This window comes from Pseudarthrobacter sp. PS3-L1 (genome assembly GCF_030063285.1).
GTDB lineage: Bacteria > Actinomycetota > Actinomycetes > Actinomycetales > Micrococcaceae > Arthrobacter.
In genome coordinates this window covers 671,774-687,182 of sequence record NZ_JASISU010000002.1, presented here as the reverse complement: position 1 = coordinate 687,182, position 15,409 = coordinate 671,774, and the positions used below count along the sequence as shown (strand labels likewise).

Annotated in this window: 14 protein-coding genes; 13 read left to right on the top strand and 1 reads right to left on the bottom strand. The window is 60.4% G+C overall.

The features are described from left to right. The 13 genes from ftsW (at window position 1) to dnaE (ending at window position 14,893) form a co-directional block, all read left to right on the top strand. Entirely contained in the window at window positions 1-1,506 is a 1,506-nt protein-coding gene (gene ftsW, locus QMG79_RS07555) for a putative lipid II flippase FtsW (protein ID WP_283537942.1), read from the top strand. Window positions 1,507-1,512: 6 nt separating this feature from the next. Further along, a complete protein-coding gene (gene murG, locus QMG79_RS07550; protein ID WP_283537941.1) occupies window positions 1,513-2,610 on the top strand; it encodes an undecaprenyldiphospho-muramoylpentapeptide beta-N-acetylglucosaminyltransferase in 1,098 nt (365 codons plus the stop codon). Then, window positions 2,607-3,989 (top strand): UDP-N-acetylmuramate--L-alanine ligase, encoded by a 1,383-nt coding sequence (murC, locus tag QMG79_RS07545; RefSeq protein WP_283537940.1) that lies wholly within the window; start codon window positions 2,607-2,609, stop codon window positions 3,987-3,989. The genes murG and murC overlap by 4 nt, the downstream gene beginning before the upstream one ends. Continuing rightward, window positions 3,973-4,905: a cell division protein FtsQ/DivIB gene (locus QMG79_RS07540; protein WP_283537939.1), complete on the top strand. Its 933-nt coding sequence runs from the start codon at window positions 3,973-3,975 to the stop codon at window positions 4,903-4,905. The genes murC and QMG79_RS07540 overlap by 17 nt, the downstream gene beginning before the upstream one ends. 191 nt (window positions 4,906-5,096) lie before the next feature. Further along, window positions 5,097-6,329 (top strand): cell division protein FtsZ, encoded by a 1,233-nt coding sequence (ftsZ, locus tag QMG79_RS07535; protein ID WP_283537938.1) that lies wholly within the window; start codon window positions 5,097-5,099, stop codon window positions 6,327-6,329. A gap of 6 nt (window positions 6,330-6,335) precedes the next feature. After that, window positions 6,336-7,031, top strand: coding sequence for a purine nucleoside phosphorylase YfiH/LACC1 family protein (locus QMG79_RS07530; RefSeq protein ID WP_283537937.1), 696 nt, complete (start codon window positions 6,336-6,338; stop codon window positions 7,029-7,031). Continuing rightward, on the top strand, window positions 7,024-7,770 hold the full coding sequence (locus QMG79_RS07525) for a YggS family pyridoxal phosphate-dependent enzyme (protein ID WP_283537936.1): 747 nt from the start codon (window positions 7,024-7,026) through the stop codon (window positions 7,768-7,770). Before QMG79_RS07530 ends, QMG79_RS07525 begins: the two co-directional genes overlap by 8 nt. 84 nt (window positions 7,771-7,854) lie before the next feature. Beyond that, the gene (locus QMG79_RS07520) at window positions 7,855-8,370 is read left to right on the top strand and encodes a cell division protein SepF (protein ID WP_283537935.1); all 516 of its coding nucleotides are present in this window, start codon (window positions 7,855-7,857) and stop codon (window positions 8,368-8,370) included. 125 nt (window positions 8,371-8,495) lie between these two features. Next, window positions 8,496-8,783 carry a YggT family protein gene (locus tag QMG79_RS07515; RefSeq protein WP_283537934.1) on the top strand — a complete coding sequence of 96 codons (288 nt, stop codon included), beginning with the start codon at window positions 8,496-8,498 and terminating at the stop codon, window positions 8,781-8,783. Window positions 8,784-8,955: 172 nt separating this feature from the next. After that, window positions 8,956-9,687, top strand: a complete 732-nt coding sequence (locus tag QMG79_RS07510; protein WP_283537933.1) for a DivIVA domain-containing protein — start codon at window positions 8,956-8,958, stop codon at window positions 9,685-9,687. 72 nt (window positions 9,688-9,759) lie between these two features. Further along, complete coding sequence (gene lspA, locus QMG79_RS07505) at window positions 9,760-10,392, top strand: signal peptidase II (protein ID WP_283537932.1); 633 nt, start codon at window positions 9,760-9,762, stop codon at window positions 10,390-10,392. After that, on the top strand, window positions 10,385-11,311 hold the full coding sequence (locus tag QMG79_RS07500) for an RluA family pseudouridine synthase (protein ID WP_283537931.1): 927 nt from the start codon (window positions 10,385-10,387) through the stop codon (window positions 11,309-11,311). The genes lspA and QMG79_RS07500 overlap by 8 nt, the downstream gene beginning before the upstream one ends. A gap of 24 nt (window positions 11,312-11,335) precedes the next feature. Next, a complete protein-coding gene (dnaE, locus tag QMG79_RS07495; RefSeq protein ID WP_283537930.1) occupies window positions 11,336-14,893 on the top strand; it encodes a DNA polymerase III subunit alpha in 3,558 nt (1,185 codons plus the stop codon). 15 nt (window positions 14,894-14,908) lie between these two features. On the opposite strand, the gene QMG79_RS07490 is transcribed toward dnaE, so the two are convergent. Next, window positions 14,909-15,367, bottom strand: a complete 459-nt coding sequence (locus QMG79_RS07490) for a flavin reductase family protein (protein WP_283538044.1) — start codon at window positions 15,365-15,367, stop codon at window positions 14,909-14,911. Window positions 15,368-15,409 lie beyond the last annotated feature (42 nt).

Below are 15,409 nucleotides of genomic sequence, written 5' to 3'. Positions count from 1 at the left end.
ATGGTGAGCACTCCAACGCACCGCCCACCCCAACGGCAAAAACCCCAAAATGAAAAAAATGCCTCATCGCGCGTGCGGGTAAGCCTCCGGCCGCGAGTATGGTTCGGGGCATTCTGGGGTGCGCTAGAGGGTAACGGGCGGTCCAAGAACGGATCGACGTACTACCTTATTCTGGGCGCCACCCTCGCTTTGACGGCCATTGGCATCCTTATGGTCCTGTCAGCGTCCAGCGTGGAGTCCATTGCAGCGGAGAAATCGCCCTACGGTGATGCCCTGAAGCAGGGGATGTTCGCCGTCTTGGGTTTTGCTGGCATGTTCATCCTGTCAAGGATCAATGTGGTCTGGCTCAAGCGCCTTGCGTGGCCCGCGCTCGGGATAGTCCTGGTGCTCCTCATCCTGGTTCAGTTGGTTGGTGACAACATCAATGGCAACCGTAACTGGATCAATTTCGGCGGTTTTACGTTCCAGCCCTCAGAGGCGGCCAAACTGGCGCTGACGCTATGGATGGCTTCCGTGCTCGCAATGAAGAGCAAACTGCTGGCGAACTGGAAGCATGCTGCGGTTCCCGTCGCCCCTGTTGCCCTCCTCGTCATTGCCCTGGTACTCATCGGCAACGACCTGGGTACGGCCATGATCATCATGCTTATCGCAGCAGCAGCGCTGTTCTTTGCCGGAGTCAGGCCATCGTTCTTCGCTGCAGCTGCAGCAATCCTGGGGGTTGCAACAGCGCTCTTTGCTGCGACAAACGCTAACCGCGTCTGTCGCATCACCACCTGGTGGACGGGCCAGGCCTGCGAAAATTCACCTGGTGCAGATTACCAGTCGACCAACGGCCTTTATGGGCTGGCGTCCGGTGGCTGGTTCGGGGTCGGACTCGGCCAAAGCAGACAGAAATACAGCTGGATCCCGGAAGCCCACAATGACTTTATCTTTGCCATCATCGGTGAGGAGTTGGGCCTGGTGGGCACCGCCGTCGTCCTGGTGCTCTTCGCTATCCTTGGGACAGCAATTTACCGGGTTGTCGTTGCCCAAGACGACCTTTTCCACCGGGTCCTCGCCGGAACGATCATGGTCTGGCTCCTGGGCCAAGCCACTGTGAACATGTCAGTTGTCACAGGCCTGATGCCGGTGATTGGCGTGCCGCTGCCGTTTATCTCCTACGGCGGGTCCGCGCTGCTGATGTCCCTTTGCGCCATTGGGGTGGTGCTGTCCCTTGCCCGGGAACAAATGCCCCCTGATGCCCGGCCGCGGAAGCTCCTGCGGTTCTCCAAGCTCGGGGCCAGCATGAAATCCACGCGAACATCGAGGGCCAGGACAGCTACAACAGTGAAGGCCGGGACCAAGCCAAAGACTCAGTCCCGGCCGCCTGCCAAGAGTTCTGCTGCAGCTCAATCGACGAAGACACAAACCCGGCCGACAGCGCCCGCCACGTCCGGTAAGAGCCAGCGGACGGCGACGTCCAGCAGGGCCACGCCGGGAACGCACACCACCAGAAAGCGCACGTAACAACCTATGCCTTCATCTCTGTCAGTGGTCCTGGCCGGCGGCGGTACCGCTGGCCATGTCAGTCCACTGCTCGCCATCGCTTCGGCGGTCCGCGACGCCCGTCCGAATGCCTCGATCGTCGCTGTCGGGACGCCGTCCGGTATGGAGACGCGCCTCGTCCCTGCCGCAGGTTTTCACCTGGCCACCATAGATCGGGTGCCTTTTCCGCGGCGGCCGTCCGTTGATCTCCTGCGGTTGCCAGGACGGCTGATAGCTGCTGTCCGGCAGGCAGGCGCCATCCTGGACGAGGCCGGAGCCGATGTGCTCGTCGGCGTTGGCGGCTACGTGTGTACCCCGATGTACCTCGCCGCAAAAAAACGGGGGATACCTATTGTGATCCATGAAGCCAATGCCCGGCCGGGCCTCGCAAACAGGGTGGGTGCACGGCTGGCCATGACAACCGCCGTGGCCTTCGCCGGGACTCCGCTGCGTCGCGCAGTTCATGTGGGCATGCCCATGCGTCGCGAAGTCTCGGGCCTCGATGTCCAGGGCCGCCGCGCGGAAGCCAGGACCTTGCTAGGGCTTGATCCGACGCTGCCAACACTGATCGTGACCGGAGGCTCCTCCGGTGCCCAGAGCATCAACCAGACCATCGCCCAGTGCCTCCCGGCGCTTGCTGCAGCTGGTGTCCAGACCCTGCACATCACCGGCCGTGGAAAGACAGTTGCCGGAACCGATGGCGAGCCCCTGCAGGCTCCCGGTTACCATCAGGTGGAATACGTTGATGCGATGGAACTCGCCTACGCCGCAGCCGATGTCCTTCTGGCCCGGGCCGGTGCAGCCACCGTCAGCGAGGTAGCTGCCGTCGGACTGCCGTCAGTATTGGTCCCACTGCCGATCGGCAATGGTGAACAATCCCTCAACGCCGCCGGACTTGTTGCGGCAGGCGGCGCGCTGATGGTCAGTGATTCTGACTTCACAGCGCACTGGGTGAATGACCATCTGCTTCCGCTGCTCTCCAGCCCCGCTGCCCGGCGGGCAATGGCCGAAGCAGCGCACACCCTTGGCATCAGAAACGCCGATCAGCGCATGGCTGATCTAGTCCTGGAAGCGGTATCGGCATGAACAGCCCGCAGTACGATCAGTCGGCCTTGGGCCGGATCCACTTCATCGGAGTCGGTGGTGTGGGGATGTCCGCCATCGCACGGATCCTGGTCTCCCGTGGCCTGACCGTCAGCGGATCAGATGCCAAAGACCTTCCTGTCATGGCTGACCTAGCAGCAGCCGGCGCCCGCATCCATGTTGGATATGCGGCAGAAAATGTAGAGACGGCCGAGACAGTTGTTGCGGGCTCTGCCATCCGGGCGGACAACCCCGAACTTGCAGCCGCACGGAAAGCTGGGCTTCCGGTGCTACACCGCTCCGAAGCCCTGGCTGCGGCGATGGGGACCGATACCGTCGTTGCTGTGGCAGGCACACACGGGAAATCCACCACCACTTCAATGATCGCCGTATTGCTGCGCGGAGTCGGGTTGGATCCGTCCTTTGCCATCGGTGCCAACGTCCCCGCGCTCGGGGTCAACGCAGCCAGCGGATCGACTCCTGTTTTTGTTGCCGAGGCCGATGAGTCGGATGGCTCTTTCTTGAACTACCGCCCAAAGTTCTCCGTGGTCACCAATGTCGAGGCGGATCATCTGGACCACTACGGGACAGCCGAGGCCGTCTTCGCATCCTTCGATGATTTCTCCCGACTTCTTCCAGCCGACGGTGCGCTGATCGCCTGCGCGGACGACGCCGGTGCGCTGGCTCTGGCGCAGCGCACCGCTGAGGGGGGCGGCACCAGAACGGTACTCTACGGAACAGCCGCCACTGCCGACGTCGTGCTCCATGACCGTGGCCCTGACGGAATGGCAGTGAGCGTTGGGGATGAGACATTCCCGCTTGTTCTCCAGGTACCGGGCCGGCACAACGCACTGAACGCTGCCGCTGCCGTGGCTGTCGCCGTGGAACTGGGTGTAGCCGCGCAGGATGCCGTGGCGGCCCTTGCGGGATTTTCTGGCGCTTCCCGGCGTTTTGAGCTCAAGGGTAGCGTTGCGGGAGTCCGGGTGTACGACGATTATGCCCACCATCCCACCGAAGTGCGCGCGGCGCTGGCTGCGGCCCGATCTGTGGCAGACGGTCACCGGGTCCATGTGCTGTTCCAGCCGCACCTATTCTCCCGGACTCGCGAATTTGCCGCGGAGTTCGCTGCCGCCCTGGATGCTGCGGACACGGCGCTGGTTCTGGCCATCTATCCGGCGCGGGAAGATCCCATTCCCGGGGTGACCAGTGAGCTCATCACCGCTTTGCTTGGTCAGGGTGGTCAGCCTGCCGAGACGGCAACCGCTGCCCGCGATATTGCCGCGGGAGCGCAGTCAGGTGACGTGATCCTCACCATTGGTGCCGGTGACGTGACGGCCTACGGGCCGCTGATCGTGGAAGAACTCCGTGCCCGGCAGTCGTAAGCCTGGTTACCCGGCGGCTGACCGTTCCAAGGTAGGCTCCGGGGTTTCGGTGCCGAGCAACGGCGGTCAGGCCGGCCGCGGAGCCCCAGAATCAGTGATCTCTGCCTCCCGTTCAGCTCCGCTATCTCCCGAGACTGCGCGTGGTACCAGTGCAGGACCACGTGGATCCCGGGACTCCGTCCGCATCCCTGCTGGAAACGTCGTTGCCTTCCCGCAGCCAAAGCGGAAGCGCGTCCGCCGGAACATCCTCATCAGCCTCATTCTGGTGGTACTCCTCAGCGGTGGTGCGGTTGCTGCTGCGTTTTACTCACCCTTGATGGCCCTGAAGACTGTGCGTGTCACCGGCACCTCGCTGCTCACGCCAGAGCAGGTGCAGGACGCCCTTGGGCCACTGAACGGGACGCCGTTGCCCCAGATAGGCAATGATCAGGTCCAGGAGCTACTTTCACCCCTGGTCCAAGTCAAGGCTGTCACGTCCCATGCCGAACCGCCGGGGGAACTGGTGGTCAACATCCAGGAACGGATCCCCGTTGCCATCATCAAGCAGGGTGAGCAGTTCACGCTGGTGGATGTGGAAGGCGTGTCCCTTGGGAGCACCGCTGATCCGGCCAGCGTGGCGCTACCGCTGATCGACGGCGGCGCTGGCACGATCGGTCAGGATCTGTTCCAGGCCACTGCAGCTGTCCTTGATGCTCTCCCGGCCGATATTCTGGCCAGGCTCTCCAATGCATCGGCCCAGTCGGTGGATGCCGTGGAACTTAAGCTCGTGGACGGTCAAACTGTAGTGTGGGGCAATGCGGGGGACCGTGAACTCAAAGCCAAGGTGCTGGAGGCGCTTCTCAAAGTGCCGATGGATCCGAAAAATCCCATCAAGGTTTATGACGTCAGCGTTCCCAGGAACCCAGTTACACGGTGAGACAGGCTTAAACACCAGGGATTCGCACGACACGCGGCGGCGGTTATTGCATGTACACAGCAGAGCAAATACCGTCAAAAACAAGAGTTACTTGACATAACTGTAACCCTCAAGTCGAGGGTTAGGGTTCTAAGGCTCAAGTAGTACTCACGCCAGATTTCGCAACAGGACACAAACAAGGGACACGTACCGTGGCAGCACCGCAGAATTACTTGGCCGTCATCAAGGTCGTCGGCATCGGCGGCGGCGGCGTAAACGCAGTCAACCGCATGATCGACGTTGGACTGAGGGGAGTCGAGTTCATCGCCATCAATACTGATGCGCAGGCACTCCTCATGAGTGACGCCGACGTCAAGCTCGACGTCGGCCGCGAACTGACCCGGGGCCTGGGCGCTGGAGCCAACCCTGAGGTGGGCAAGCAAGCCGCTGAGGACCACGCTGACGAAATCGAGGAAGTCCTCCGCGGCGCCGACATGGTTTTTGTTACAGCGGGTGAGGGTGGCGGCACCGGAACCGGCGGCGCCCCCGTCGTGGCTCGGATTGCCCGGTCCCTCGGTGCCCTGACCATTGGTGTGGTCACCCGTCCGTTCACCTTTGAGGGCCGCCGTCGTGCTGGCTCCGCAGAAGCTGGCATTGATGCCCTCCGCGACGAGGTGGATACCCTCATTGTCATCCCCAATGACCGCCTTCTTTCAATCAGCGACCGCAACGTTTCTGTTTTGGATGCCTTCCGTTCAGCAGACCAGGTCCTCCTTTCCGGTGTGCAGGGCATCACCGACCTCATCACCACCCCCGGCCTGATCAACCTCGACTTTGCCGATGTTAAGTCCGTCATGCAGGGCGCGGGTTCAGCGCTCATGGGCATCGGTTCAGCTCGTGGCGAGGATCGTGCCGTCAAAGCCGCCGAACTCGCCATCGCATCGCCGCTGCTGGAAGCATCGATTGACGGCGCACACGGCGTCCTGCTTTCCATCCAGGGTGGTTCTGACCTTGGCCTGTTTGAAATCAATGAGGCAGCGCGCCTGGTCCAGGAAGTGGCCCACCCGGAGGCGAATATTATCTTCGGTGCCGTCATCGATGATGCGCTCGGCGATGAAGCGCGCGTCACGGTCATTGCTGCTGGCTTCGACGACGTCAAGGCAACGTCGCCGTCCATGGATCAGTCGCAGCCCGCGGCCGCACCACAGCGTCCAGCGGCACCTGCGGCGGCACCCACCCAGTCTGCGGGAAACGGTGCAGCTCCCTCCAACGTGCAGCCGCTGCACGCCGGTATCGGTGCCGCGGGCCTGAGCAACTGGGGACAGCAGCGCCCCAGCGCCGTGCCGGCCGACTCCGGATTTGACGTCGACCTTCCCACCGTCGTGGAGCCTGATCTCTCCAGCGGCAAGTCCGATGATCTGGACGTCCCAGACTTCCTGAAGTAAAGAGCCGTGTTTCTTTGGCGTGGAGAGGCGATGCCCGGTGTCGCAGTGGCCTTCACGGACATCAGGGCCGGTAACTTGGCTCTCCACGTCAAGGACAACGCAAGCGATGTGCTACGCCGTCGCCTGGAGGTCGAGGAGGCCGCTGGAATCGCCCCGCGGACCTTCCAGTACCTGAACCAGGTGCATGGGAACACTGTCGCCTCCGTGGATATAGGTACCCAAGGGGTGATCACCGCCGATGCTTCCGTCAGCGAATCGGCTCCCCTCGCCATCATGGTCGCTGACTGCATTCCAGTACTCCTTGTGGGCGTCAAGGAGAATGGTGGTGCCGTCATGGGGACAGCTCATGCAGGGCGTCCCGGGATCCTCAACGGTGTCATCCCGGCAGCAGTTCACCATCTTAGGGAACGTGGTGCCGTCAGTATCCGGGCGTGGCTTGGGCCATCAATCTGCGGAAGGTGCTACGAGGTGCCTGATGAGCTGCGCGCAGCTGTTGCCGAGACTGTCCCAGAATCGTGGTCCACCACGTCCTGGGGTACTCCTGCCCTTGACCTTCCTGCCGCAGGGAAATATCAACTGGCGAAAGCCGGTGTCACCGTTGCCTATGAGGGGCCGTGCACGTTGGAAACACCCAATCTCTTCTCCTACCGCCGCGCCGCTGACACAGGTCGGTTTGCTGGCCTGGTCTGGAACAATGACTGAGCCGGGCGTCACGCCCGCACCAGCGGCGGATCGGAATGCAGTCCTGGCACAAAACCTCGCTGCCGTCCAGGCTCGGATCGCGTCCGCTGTCGATGCTGCGGGCCGAGCAGAGACACCGCCGATGCTGATTGTGGTCAGCAAGTTCCACCCCGCTGCCGACGTCCAGGCGCTTGCCAGGCTGGGCATCACCAATTTTGGTGAAAACCGCGATCAGGAGGCTGCCGCCAAGGCTGCTGAGGTGGGGGATCTAGGGCTCCGTTGGCACTTTGTCGGCCAACTCCAGACAAATAAGGCCAAGTCCGTTGCCCGATACGCTGCCTCGGTGCATTCAGTGGACCGGAGTGCACTGGCAGCTGCCTTGGGCCGGGCGGTTGACCATGAGCACGATGCGACAGGTCGTGGTCCCCTGGAGATCTTCATACAGGTCACCCTGGACGATGATGCTTCCACCAGCCGTGGAGGAGCAGACCCCGCGGATGTCCCAGCGCTTGCTGACGCAATTGCGGAGAGGGGCCTCCTTAGGCTGGCTGGTGTCATGGCTGTTGCCCCACTGGGCGCCAACCCGGACAGGGCCTTTGAAAAGCTTGCGGGAATCTCGGCACGTCTGCGTAGCGACCACCCGTCGGCAGCAGCCATCTCGGCCGGAATGAGCCAGGACCTAGAAGCAGCAATCCGCCACGGGGCGACACACCTGCGGATCGGTTCGGATATTCTCGGTTCACGTCCTGCGGTGGGGTAGCGTCACAGTATTGGAAGCAATCGGTGGGCTTCTACTCTGCCATACGGCAGGGTTCCCGCCACTGGAAACGATGAGGAGTCGACCATGGCCGGCGGTCTGCGCAAGACAATGATCCTTCTTGGGCTCGCCGACGGCGACGAGCACTACGACTCTAACCAGCATGTCCTGGCCCGGGACGAGGACGACACCAACGATCGAGATCGGGAAGAGCGTCGTCCCGCTGCTGTCCGTGAAACCCCAGAATCAGCCGAAGAGGAATACCGCGCCCCCGTGACTCCCATCAAGCGTGCGGCGTCGAGCCGCGATGACCTCCCAGGCCTTCGCCAAATCACCACAATCCATCCGCGGTCCTACAATGACGCGAAGTTGATTGGGGAGAGTTTTCGCGAGGGAATTCCCGTGATCATGAACGTCACCGACATGGGCGAATCGGATGCCAAGCGACTGGTGGACTTCTCGGCAGGGCTGGTGTTTGGTCTTCGCGGTAGTATTGAGCGTGTCACCAACAAGGTGTTTCTACTCTCACCGTCGTACATTGAAGTGATTGGCGATGACAAAAAGGCCAGTGAAACAACGGCCAGCTTCTTCAACCAAAGCTGATCCCACTATCCCTTGTTGATGCCAGGCAGGTCATCCTGCCTGGCATCCTTGCTGAAACAGGACCGATACTTTTGCTACTTGGACGCCTCGGCTGCCGGAATGAACACGGAGATATACGATAAGTCATGGGAATAGTTTTCGGACTTGTCTATCTTGTCCTTCTGCTCTTTTTCGTCGCACTGGTCATTCGGCTGGTTTTTGATTGGGTTCAGATGTTTGCAAGGGAATGGAGCCCCCGGGGCGTTGCGCTTGTCGCTGCCCACACGGTGTACTCCCTCACAGATCCTCCCCTGAAGGTCTTGCGTAGGCTGATTCCACCGCTCAGGCTGGGTGGCATTTCGCTTGACCTGGGATTCCTCGTGCTGTTCATTGCGGTAAGCATTGGCATGGCAGTGACCCGGGGTCTGGCATAGATTTCTCTTTGGCTGCCACGCCGACCTTTACCGCCATGGAAAAGTCGAGTGCGGACGCGTCGAAGAGGTTTGACACCACGGTGTTGAATTAGAGTAAGCAGAAGATATTTAGGTACCGTAGTCAAGGACGGCCGGAAGGCCTACTGACTAACTAGACCAATGAGGTGACCAGATGGCTTTGACGCCAGAAGACGTTGTCAACAAGCGCTTTCAGCCGACCAAGTTCCGCGAAGGCTACGACCAGGATGAAGTCGATGACTTCCTGGACGAAATCGTCGTTGAACTCCGTCGCCTGACCCAGGAGAACGAGGACCTTCGCAAGAAGGTCGCCGAGTCTGGCTCAGGCACCCCCGCAGCCGCAGCAAAGTCGGCTCCTGTTGTGGAGAAAGTCCCAGCCCCTGTCAAGGCCGATGCCAAGGATGACTCCGCGGCCAAAGCCAAGGCCGAAGAGGAGGCCAAGGCTGCCAAGGCAGCTGCTGATGCTGCAGAGGCCAACAAGAAGAAGGAAGCCTCCGCCGCCGCGCCAGCTGCGGCTGTCGCTACTCCTGCCGCAGCTGCGCCTGCCCCCACCAACTCCGTCTCCGCTGAGTCTGCAGCCGGTCTGCTCGCCATGGCCCAGCAGATGCACGATCGTCACGTTGCTGACGGCCAGGAGCACAAGGACAAAATCATTGCCGAGGCACAGGTTGAAGCCAGCAGCCTGGTCAACGATGCCCAGGAGAAGTCCCGCAAGATCCTTGGCGCCCTCGAACAGCAGCGTTCAGTGCTTGAGCGCAAGGTCGAGCAGCTTCGCGGCTTCGAACGTGATTACCGTTCACGCCTCAAGTCCTACATCGAGGGCCAGCTCCGTGACCTTGATGCCCGCGGCTCGGTAGCAGCTCCCGAAAGCAGCGACGCCAACTAGTTCAAAAGTCTAAGCCGGTGGCCGAGGAAAACTCTGCCACCGGCTTTTTGCTTTATTAACACTGAAAGCACCATGACAGATCAACCCGCCGCTGAGGCACCTGAGTCCGCTCCCGCACCCCGACCGTCACGACGTGCGGTGTATTTCGGCTTTTTTTTCGGCTTTGCACTCTTCGCGTATGTTTTTGATCAGCTCACCAAATTCTGGGTCACCAGCACCATGGTTGAAGGCGAGCGGATAGCTGTGCTTCCGCCACTGCTGCACTGGTACTTCATCCGCAATTCTGGTGCTGCCTTCTCCATTGGTGAGAACGTCACCTGGATTTTCACCATCATCATGGCCGTTGTCGCCATCGTCATCCTCCTCCAGGTACCTAAGATCGGTTCGCGCTGGTGGGCGCTTGCGTTAGGTCTGCTCCTCGGAGGCGCCTTGGGAAACCTGACGGACAGGCTTTTTCGCGAGCCATCCTTTGGTATGGGACACGTTGTTGACTTCATTTCCTTCCCTAACTTTGCGATCTTCAATATTGCTGACTCTGCAGTGGTCTCAGCAGTCGCGACCATCATCGTTCTGACGCTGTTGGGCATCAACATGGATGGCTCACGAACTGTTGGCGGGAAGAAGCCAAAAGAATCAACAGCCGCAACGGATACATCGGGCAGTAATGGAAAAACCAATGACAGGGATAGTGCGAGAGATGAGTGAGCGCCATGTCGTGGGTGAGGACGTCGCTGGGCTGCGCGCGGATGCAGCAGTGGCTCGACTGCTCGGAATTTCTCGATCGGCTGCCGCAACGCTTTTGATGGATGGCCACATCACCACCAACGGCAAGTCCGTCGGCAAGTCATCCAAAATTACGGCGGGAACAGAGCTGGAGGTTTCCCTCCCTGACCGGCGGGATCCCCTTGAGGTAGTGGAGGAAGTTGTGGAGGGACTGAAAATCCTGCTTGACGATGAGGATTTTGTGGTCATCGACAAACCGGTTGGCCTGGCCGCTCACCCGTCACCGGGCTGGGTTGGCCCTACGGTTGTGGGCGGCCTGGCTGGGGCTGGGTACCGAATTTCTACCTCCGGGTCAGCTGAGCGCGCGGGAATTGTGCACCGGCTTGACGTCGGCACATCGGGGGTCATGGTGGTGGCGAAGACCGAGCACGCATATACGGTCCTCAAGCGTGCCTTCAAGGAGCGCACCGTCGAGAAGGTCTACCATGCTGTAGTCCAGGGACTTCCCGATCCGCTCCAGGGCACCATCGATGCACCCATTGGCAGACACCCGGGGCACGACTGGCGTTTCGCTGTTATCGAAGACGGACGTCCCTCGATCACCCACTACGAGGTCCTTGAAGCGTTTGGCAAGGCAACGCTGGTTGAGGTGCATCTGGAAACCGGACGCACGCACCAGATTCGCGTCCATTTCTCCGCGCTCCGGCACCCATGCGCTGGTGACCTGACCTACGGCGCGAATCCACGACTGGCTGCCACGCTGGGTCTTACCCGGCAATGGCTGCACGCTCGAGCCCTGACGTTTGCGCACCCCCGCTCCGGAGAACCCGTCACAGTCACCAGCGACTATCCAGCAGACCTGGTCTATGCCCTGGAGGTACTCGCTAGCGGAGATGCCTGAGCCTTCCGGCGGTAGACTGTTCCGGTGACTTCCAGCAACGCCTCGTTCGTCCACCTGCACAACCACACTGAATACTCCATGCTGGACGGCGCAGCCCGTCTGGGGGAGCTCTTTGATGAGACGGAACGGCTGGGCATGCCAGCCCTTGCCACGACTGACCACGGCTATTTGTTCGGGGCCTTCGATTTCTGGAAGCGTGCCACGGACCAGGGCATCAAACCGATCATCGGGGTCGAGGCCTATGTCACCCCTGGCACAGCCCGGACGGACAAGACCAGAATCCGGTGGGGCGAAGAACACCAGCGCAAAGACGACCTTTCGGGTGGCGGCTCCTACACGCACATGACGCTGTTGAGCTACAACAACACGGGGATGCGGAACCTGTTCCGGGCGTCCTCCATTGCTTCCCTTGACGCCGTCTTTGGTAAATGGCCCCGGCTGGACCGGGAATTGCTCAACACGTATTCCGATGGCTTGATTGCCACTACTGGTTGCCCGTCCGGTGAAGTGCAGACGAGGCTTCGGCTCGGTCAATACCGGGAGGCTGTGGCAGCCGCCGCCGAGTTCCGGGATATTTTTGGCGCAGAGAATTACTTCTGTGAGCTGATGGATCACGGTCTCGATATCGAGCGACGGGTGACGGGTGACCTACTGCGCCTGGCCAAGGACCTAAACCTTCCCCTGGTGGCCACCAATGACCTGCACTACACGCACGAACACGACGCCAAGGCGCATGAGGCGCTCCTGGCCATCCAGTCAGGTTCCACACTGCTGGAACCTACGTATGACAACGGCGGTTCGCGGTTCGCCTTCTCGGGAAGCGGTTACTACCTCAAATCACCCCGTGAAATGCGTGAGTTGTTCCGCGATCATCCTGAAGCCTGCGACAACACGCTGCTGATTGCTGAGCGTTGTGAGGTGTCCTTCAATACGGGTGCCAACTACATGCCCCGTTTCCCCTGCCCGGAAGGTGAGGACGAGACATCCTGGCTGGTCAAGGAAGTTGCGACAGGCCTGGACTTCCGCTACCCGGATGGTGTTCCCGACAAAGTCAGGACGCAGGCAGACTACGAGTTGGAAGTCATTACCTCCATGGGTTTCCCGGGGTACTTCCTGGTGGTGGCCGACTTCATCAACTGGGCCAAGAACAACGGCATCCGGGTTGGCCCGGGCCGTGGTTCAGGTGCTGGCTCCATGGTGGCGTACGCCATGCGCATTACTGACCTTGATCCCCTCAAGCACGGCCTGATCTTCGAACGTTTCCTGAACCCGGACCGGGTCTCCATGCCCGACTTCGACGTCGACTTCGATGACCGTCGCAGGTCAGAGGTCATTGACTATGTCACCAGGAAATATGGTGATGAACGGGTGGCAATGATCGTCACCTACGGAACCATTAAGACCAAGCAAGCACTCAAAGACTCTTCCAGGGTGCTGGGTTACCCCTTCAGCATGGGTGAACAGCTGACTAAGGCGTTGCCTCCAGCAGTCATGGCCAAAGACATTCCGTTGGCTGATATCCAGAACGCGGAATCAAAGCGCTACAGCGAGGCAGGCGATTTCCGCCAGTTGATCGCGACTGATCCAGAGGCCGCGAAGGTCTTCGAGACGGCGCTGGGCATCGAGGGCCTCAAACGCCAGTGGGGCGTTCACGCGGCTGGCGTCATTATGTCCTCCGACCCCATCATTGATGTGATCCCGATCATGCGGCGGATCCAGGATGGCCAGGTCATCACCCAGTTCGACTACCCCACCTGTGAGGGCCTTGGCCTGATCAAGATGGACTTCCTGGGGCTGCGAAACCTCACCATCATTTCTGACGCCCTGGAAAATATCACGCTGAACCGAGGCCACGAGCTGGACCTTGATGCCCTGGCCCTTGATGACAAACCGTCGTATGAACTAATGGCCCGCGGGGACACCCTTGGCGTATTCCAGCTAGACGGTGGCCCCATGCGGGCCCTGCTCAAGCTCATGAAGCCTGACAACTTTGAGGATATTTCTGCAGTCCTTGCCCTGTACCGGCCAGGACCCATGGGTGCAAACGCCCACAATGACTACGCGCTGCGGAAAAATGGCATCCAGGATGTCATTCCCATCCACCCCGAACTGGAAGAGCCGCTCTCGGAGATCCTTGGTGGAACATATGGCCTGATTGTCTACCAGGAACAGGTCATGGCTGTTGCGCAGAAGTTGGCCGGTTACTCCCTGGGGCAGGCAGATATCCTCCGGCGGGCCATGAGCAAGAAGAAGAAGTCTGAGCTGGACAAGCAGTTTGCCGGCTTCTCCCAGGGCATGCAGGACAACGGCTATTCGATGGCTGCCGTGAAGACTCTCTGGGACATCCTGCTGCCGTTTTCCGACTATGCCTTCAATAAGGCGCACTCCGCTGCCTACGGGCTTATTTCTTACTGGACCGCCTACCTGAAAGCCCATTACGCCCCCGAGTACATGGCGGCGTTGCTGACCTCAGTGGGCGATGACAAGGACAAGTCGGCCCTCTACCTCAACGAGTGCCGCCGGATGGGTATCACGGTCCTGCCACCGGATGTTAATGAGTCCTCCCTGAATTTCACCCCGGTGGGGACAGACATCCGCTTTGGGATGGGAGCTATCCGCAACGTCGGCGTCAACGTGGTCGACGCCATGGTGGCATCCCGCGACGCTGCTGGGGCCTATACGTCGTTCAAGGACTTCCTTATGAAGGTTCCTGCTGTGGTCTGCAACAAACGCACCATTGAATCCCTGATCAAGGCTGGTGCCTTTGACTCGCTGAACCATCACCGCCGGTCCCTGGTGATGATCCATGAAGAGGCTATAGATTCGGTGATTACCCTCAAGCGCAACGAGGCTATCGGTCAGTTTGACCTTTTTGCCGGATTCGGCGAGGAGGAGTCAGAAGCCTCACTGAGCATCGACATCCCAGATCTTCCCGAATGGGAGAAGAAAGACAAGCTCTCCTTTGAACGGGACATGCTCGGACTCTACGTCTCGGACCATCCACTACAGGGGTTGGAAGGCGTCCTCAGCCAACACGCCGATCAGTCGATTACCTCGATTATTGCCGATGACGGGCCGCATGACGGTGCCATCATCACGATTTCTGGAATGATCACGTCCCTGAGCCGGCGCATTGCCAAAGCCAGTGGCAATGCCTACGCCAGGGCCGAAATCGAAGACCTGGGCGGCTCCATTGAGGTGATGTTCTTCGGTCAGGTATATGGCCCGATCGCCACAGTGCTCGCGGAGGACCTCATTGTGGTCATCAAGGGACGGCTCCAACGGCGCGATGACGGAGCGATTGCGCTGAACTGCATGGAACTTTCCGTTCCGGACCTCAGCCAGGGCACCAACGGACCGCTGGTGATCTCCATGCCCAATCACAAGGCCACAGAGGCGGTGGTGACCGAGCTGGGTGACGTACTGCGTAACCACCATGGAAACTCAGAGGTGAGGATCAACCTGCACGGTGATTCCCGAGTCCAGGTCATGGCATTACCCGTCCACCTTCGGGTCAATCCGAACCCATCCCTGTTTGGAGACCTCAAGGTGCTTCTGGGACCTGCCTGCCTGGACGGCTAGGAGCTTCCCTGCTGCCTAGATGACGTAGTCGACAGGAACTGGTTGGCCGTAGCCCCCTGCGTGGTACAGCAGGGGAGCTGCGGGTTCACCCACCTGGCCGCCGACAACTTCGACCACCACGACCGCGTTGTTCTCGAAAGACAATCGCATCTGGACCTTGCCGATCAGCCAGCCGGCAACGTCCTTGAGCACTGGGACTCCTTCGGGTCCTTCCTCCCAGTGGTCGCCGTCAAACCTGTTGCGGGTGCGGGCAAAGCGGTCGGCCAACTGCTGGTTTTCCAGACCCAGCATGTGGACGCCGATAAACGTTGAATTGGCGATGGCAGGCCATGAACTGGAGCTGCGAGCCATATTGAAGGTGAAGCGTGGCGGTTCGGCTGAGAGGGAGGCAACGGACGTTGCGGTGAAGCCGAAAGGTTCGCCCTTGTAGTTCACAGTAATGATGGCAACGCCTGCTGCATGGCGGCGGAACATTTCCTTGAACGTCACGGCGAACGCCTGCTGTTGTTCGGACAC